A 5,494-nucleotide genomic window follows, 5' to 3' on the forward strand; every position below is an offset into this window, starting at 1 on the left:
CCGAGGGCGGCTGCCCGGTCACGGCGGCGACTCTGGATCGCGTGCCCGGCCTGCCGGAGGGCTACCGGACCACCCCGGACACCGTGGGGTGCTGGAAGGGCTGGGCCACGGGTTGGGACCGGGGCCAGCAGGGCGACGGCATGTACCTGTTCCGCTACGACCCGGGCCGCGGCTGGCGGATTCACGGGGCGGGCAGCGCGTTCGACTGCGCGACGTTGGGCATCCCGAAGGACCCGGACGACCCGCCCCCCTTCTGCTCGTACGGCAGCTAGTGGTGCGCCTCGTCGCACGGGGCATCGCGGTTGCTGAACGTCCACTAGAGTGCGGGCTTCCTTCGTTCTCTTCCGGAGCACACATGACATCCCTCACGGCCCGTTGGCCCCGGCTCGCCGTCGGCGCGGCGGTGCTGGCGACGACCGCGCTGGTCGGCTTCTCCGCCCCCGCCCACGCGGCGGACGCGCTGCCCGACCTCTTCGTCTCGTTCGACCGCGAGCCCGTCGCGGAGATCGACAACAGCGGCACCACCGTCGGCATGTACGTCTACAACTACGGCGAAGCCGACGCGACCGCGGTGACCGTCACCCTTGACCTGAGCAAGCTCTCCGACGCGGTGACCGCCTCCGTGTCGGACTGGGACGACACCTGCAAGCTCGCCGACGCCAAGGTCACCTGCACGGTCGGCAGTCTCGCGGCCGGGCAGGTCACCAACGTCTACCCGGTGTCGCTGGCCAGCCGCACGGGCGCCACGCCCGGCGACGCGGGCTCGGTGACGGTGACCATCGCCGGCGCGGAGGACGACGCCAACCCCGGCGACAACACCACCTCGTTCCCGGTCACCGTGGTCGCGTCGGGCCCCGACCTGGTCGCCGCCGCCGACAACCTGAACGACAAGGCGCACCCGGTCGGCGCGGGCGACCGCGTCCCGCTCTACAGCGGTGTCCTCAACGAGGGCGACAGCCCGGCGACGGACTTCACGGTCCGGGTCGACCTGCCCACCGGCGCCACCTTCGTCGAGCGGTACAGCGACTGCACCTACGTCGACTACTACCCGAAGGACACCGGCGCGCCCTACGTGTACGGGCCGAGCCAGGTCACCTGCACGGTGCCGCTGACGCTCAAGCCCGGCGAGGGGCTGCTGCTGTTCGACGACGAGACCGGCGCGTCGCTGTTCAACATCACGTTCGGCCGCAACCTGCCCGGTCCGGCCGAGAACTACGCCGCCTTCAGCACGGCCCTGGCCGGCGAGGCGGAGGCGGCGAAGAAGGTCGCGGCCACCAAGGGCAACGGCCCGTCGTTCGCCTCCGCCGCCGAGAAGCTGCACGCCAAGGCAGTGCAGGCGGGCCTCGCCAAGCGGTCCGTCGTGGAGCGTGAGCTCGACGAGTCGGACAACTACGCCGACATCCAGTTCTGGACCAAGAAGAACACGCTCGACGTCGCCGTCACCGTCCCGCCGGTGAAGGGCGCCGTCGGTCAGACGGTCGACCTCGCGTACGAGGTCGTGAACAACGGCCCGTCCGACGGCGGCGGCCCGGGCGTCGTCATCACCGCGCCGAGCGGCACGGTGCTGCTGCCCGCCGAGTGGTGCTACACCGACGGCACGCCGGGCAAGCAGCTGCCGGAGTCGGCGAAGCTGCGCTGCAACTTCGAGAGCGAGTTCCCCAGCGTCGCCTCCGGCTACGGCCGGATCAAGGCCACCGTCAAGCTGAAGATCAAGTCAGCGCCGGGCGCCGACGGCACGATCGTGGTCGACGGTGCGACCTCCTCCACCGAGTCGAACCCCGCGAACAACACCGCCCGCATCGTCATCACCGGTGGTGAGGGCGGCTCCGGTGACGGCGGCTCCGGTGACGGCAGCGGTGGCTCCGGAGGTGGCCTGCCGGTCACCGGTGCCCCGGCCGCCGCCCTCGCTGGTGCCGGTGCGGCCGTCCTGGCGCTCGGCGCCGTGCTGTTCGTGATGTTCCGTCGTCGCCGCGTGGCCTTCCAGACCCCGCGCGACTGACCCGTTGACGCCGCGGGGGTGGGCCGGTCTCCGGCCCACCCCCGCCGGCGTGAGCGAGTTCAGAGCTGGCCGACGTCGATGATCCGCACGGCCGCCGCGCCCGTCTCGTCGGAGGCGGCGAGGTCGATCTCGGCGCTGATGCCCCAGTCGTGGTCGCCCTCCGGGTCGTCCAGGATCTGGCGTACGGACCACTTGTCCCGGCCCTGCTCGATCATCAGCAGCGCCGGCCCGCGCGCGTCCGGCCCCACCCCGATCGAGTCGTACGCCTCGAAGTACGGCTCCAGCGCGTCCGCCCACGCGTCGGCGTTCCAGCCGTGCTCGGCGTCCAGCTCCCCGAGCAGGTCCCAGCGGCGCAGGGCGGCCAGCTCGACCCGGCGGAACAGCGCGTTGCGCACCAGCACCCGGAACGCCCGGGCGTTGCGGGTGACCGCCGGCGGCCGGTCGTCCAGCGATGCGGCCACCTCCGCCACGTCGGACGGGTTGCGCAGCCGCTCCCACTCGTCGATCAGGCTGGAGTCGACCTGGCGGACCAGCTCGCCCAGCCACTCGATGAGGTCGACCAGCTCCTCGGTCTTGGCGTCCTCGGGGACGGTCTGCCGCAGCGCCTTGTACGCGTCCGCCAGGTAGCGCAGCACCAGCCCCTCGGAGCGGGACAGGCCGTAGAACTGGACGTACTCGGGGAAGGTCATGGCCCGCTCGTACATGTCGCGGACCACGGACTTCGGGGAGAGCTGGTGGTCGGCGACCCAGGGGTGGCCCTGCCGGTACATCTCGTACGCCGACTCCAGCAGCTCGGCGAGGGGCTTCGGCCAGGTCACCTCGTCGAGGAGTTCCAACCGGGCCTCGTACTCGATGCCCTCGGCCTTCATGGCGGCGACCGCCTCGCCGCGGGCCTTGAACTGCTGCGCGGAGAGCACCTGGCGCGGGTCGTCCAGGATCGACTCGATCACGCTGAGCACGTCCAGGGCGTACGACGGGGACTCCCGGTCGAGCAGCTCGATGGTGGCCAGGGCGAGCGGGGAGAGCGGCTGGTTGAGCGCGAAGTCGAGCTGGAGGTCGACGGTGAGCCGCACCCGGCGGCCCTGCTCGTCCGGCTCGGGCAGCTCCTCGACCACGCCGCCGGCACGCAGCGCGCGGTAGATGGCGATGGCCCGGCGGATGTGCCGGCGCTGGGCGGCCCGGTCCTCGTGGTTGTCGGTGAGCAGGTGCCGCATCGAGGCGAACGCGTCGCCGGGGCGGCCGATGACGTTGAGCAGCATCGAGTGGCTGACCTGGAAGCTGGAGGTCAGCGGCTCCGGCTCGGCCTCGACGAGCCGCTGGAAGGTCGGCTCGCCCCAGCCGATCGAACCCTCCGGGGGCTTCTTCTTCACCACCTTGCGGCGCTTCTTCGGGTCGTCGCCCGCCTTGGCGAGGGCCTTCTCGTTCTCGATGACGTGCTCGGGGGCCTGCACCACGACCCGGCCGAGGGTGTCGAAGCCGGCCCGCCCGGCCCGGCCGGCGATCTGGTGGAACTCGCGGGCCTTGAGCAGCCGGGTCCGGGTGCCGTCGTACTTCGACAGGCCGGTGAAGAGCACGGTGCGGATCGGCACGTTGATGCCGACGCCGAGCGTGTCGGTGCCGCAGATGACCTTGAGGAGCCCGGCCTGGGCCAGGGTCTCCACGAGGCGGCGGTACTTGGGCAGCATGCCGGCGTGGTGCACGCCGATGCCGTGCCGGACCAGCCGGGACAGCGTCTTGCCGAAGCCGGAGGTGAATCGGAAGTTGCCGATGGCCTGAGCGATCATGTCCTTCTCGGCCCGGGTGCAGACGTTCACGCTCATCAGCGCCTGGGCGCGCTCCAGCGCGGCGGCCTGGGTGAAGTGCACGACGTAGACCGGGGCCTGCTTGGTCGCCAGCAGCTCCTCCAGGGTCTCGTGCAGCGGCGTCATCGCGTACGAGAAGAGGAGCGGGACCGGCCGCTCGGCCGAGCAGACGACGGCGGTCGGCCGGCCGGTGCGCCGGGTCAGGTCGTCCACGAAGCGGGTGGTGTCGCCGAGCGTGGCGGACATCAGGACGAACTGCGCCTGCGGCAGCTCGATGAGCGGCACCTGCCAGGCCCAGCCCCGATCCGGCTCGGCGTAGAAGTGGAACTCGTCCATGACCACCTGGCCGACGTCGGCCCGGGAGCCCTCGCGCAGCGCCAGGTTGGCCAGGATCTCCGCGGTGCAGCAGATGATCGGGGCGTCGGCGTTGACGCTGGCGTCGCCGGTGAGCATGCCGACGTTCTCCGCGCCGAAGACCTCGCAGAGCGCGAAGAACTTCTCCGAGACCAGCGCCTTGATCGGCGCGGTGTAGAAGGTCGTCCGGTCGTCGGCCAGCGCCGCGAAGTGCGCCGCGATCGCCACCAGGCTCTTGCCCGAGCCGGTCGGCGTATTCATGATCACGTTCGCGCCGGAGACGATCTCGATGACCGCCTCCTCCTGGTGGGGGTAGAGGTCGAGGCCGCGCTCGGACGCCCAGCCGGCGAACGCGTCGTAGAGGGTGTCGGGGTCGGCGCTCTTCGGCAGCGCGGCGGTGAGAGTCATGGCGGCTCCCATCGTGCCTGGATCATGGGCCGCCGCGCCAACCGGGTTCAGCGCCGCCGGTGGATCAGGTCGAAGATCTCCCGCCCGGCGGTCAGCGCGCGCCGCTCGAACTTCGTCACCGGCCGGTGCGCCGGGCGCGGCGCGAAGCCGCCGTGCACGTCGACCAGCTCCGGGTCGGCGGTCAGCGTCTCCCGCATCGACTCGGCGTACTCGGCCCAGTCGGTGGCGCAGTGCAGCGTCCCGCCGGGGGCCAGCCGGGAGCGCAGCAGCGCCACGTGCGCCGGCTGGATGATCCGCCGCTTGTGGTGGCGGGCCTTCGGCCACGGGTCGGGGAAGAAGACGTGCACCGCGTCCAGACAGCCCTCCGGCATGGCCCGGACCAGGTCCAGCGCGTCGCCCTTGGCGACCCGGACGTTGTCCAGGCCGTGCCGTTCGACCAGTTCGAGCAGGTTGGCGATTCCGGGCGTGTGCACCTCTACCGCCAGATAGTGTCGGTCCGGGTCGGCGGCCGCCATCGCCGCGGTGGCGTCGCCCATGCCGGAGCCGATCTCCAGCACCAGCGGCGCCCGCCGTCCGAACAGCGCCGTCGGATCGCACGGCCCGTCCAGGTCGTCGATCTCCAGGCCGTACGCGGGCCAGAGCCGGACCAGCGCGTCGCGCTGCCGGTCGCTCATCCGCCCACGACGCGGGTGGAAGGTGCGGATACGGGCGGCGTGGGCCGGCGGCGCGGCGCTGAAGTCGGTGGAGGTCACAGCGACCCGAGCGTACGCGACCGGTGCGGCGGATCGGATGTGATGTGCGGCCGGGGGTGAGAGGATTCATCCCGTACGGCAGGACGGGTGGCCCGCCACCGTCGCGCGGGTGCCGGGAGGGGTCATGGGGTCAGTCACGGGACGTGCGGCGCTGCTGGTCGCGGCCGCCGCGTGCACCG

General features: G+C 72.0%; 4 protein-coding genes. 2 read left to right on the forward strand and 2 right to left on the reverse strand.

Annotation, left to right across the window (positions count from 1 at the left end; genetic code table 11):
* Together ACW0Q9_RS28805 and ACW0Q9_RS28810 are read left to right on the forward strand one after the other, a co-directional pair.
* A partial coding sequence (locus ACW0Q9_RS28805; protein WP_456186638.1) for a hypothetical protein occupies nucleotides 1–272 on the forward strand: 272 nt, incomplete at its 5' end.
* Nucleotides 273–355: 83 nt separating this feature from the next.
* Nucleotides 356–1,999: a peptidase gene (locus tag ACW0Q9_RS28810; protein WP_456186640.1), complete on the forward strand. Its 1,644-nt coding sequence runs from the start codon at nucleotides 356–358 to the stop codon at nucleotides 1,997–1,999.
* Between the two features lie 59 nt (nucleotides 2,000–2,058).
* Here ACW0Q9_RS28810 and ACW0Q9_RS28815 read toward each other — a convergent pair whose 3' ends face one another.
* Together ACW0Q9_RS28815 and trmB are read right to left on the reverse strand one after the other, a co-directional pair.
* A complete protein-coding gene (locus ACW0Q9_RS28815; RefSeq protein ID WP_456186642.1) occupies nucleotides 2,059–4,563 on the reverse strand; it encodes a DEAD/DEAH box helicase in 2,505 nt (834 codons plus the stop codon).
* A 47-nt stretch (nucleotides 4,564–4,610) separates the two neighbouring features.
* The gene (trmB, locus tag ACW0Q9_RS28820; RefSeq protein ID WP_456186644.1) at nucleotides 4,611–5,315 is read right to left on the reverse strand and encodes a tRNA (guanosine(46)-N7)-methyltransferase TrmB; all 705 of its coding nucleotides are present in this window, start codon (nucleotides 5,313–5,315) and stop codon (nucleotides 4,611–4,613) included.
* Nucleotides 5,316–5,494: the final 179 nt, after the last annotated feature.

The sequence above is a fragment of the Micromonospora sp. I033 genome (assembly GCF_053890995.1).

Excerpts from the sequence above, each read along its gene's own strand:
- ACW0Q9_RS28815 (WP_456186642.1), bottom strand. The coding sequence starts at position 4,563 with ATGACTCTCACCGCCGCGCTGCCGAAGAGCGCCGACCCCGACACCCTC.
- ACW0Q9_RS28810 (WP_456186640.1), top strand. The coding sequence starts at position 356 with ATGACATCCCTCACGGCCCGTTGGCCCCGGCTCGCCGTCGGCGCGGCG.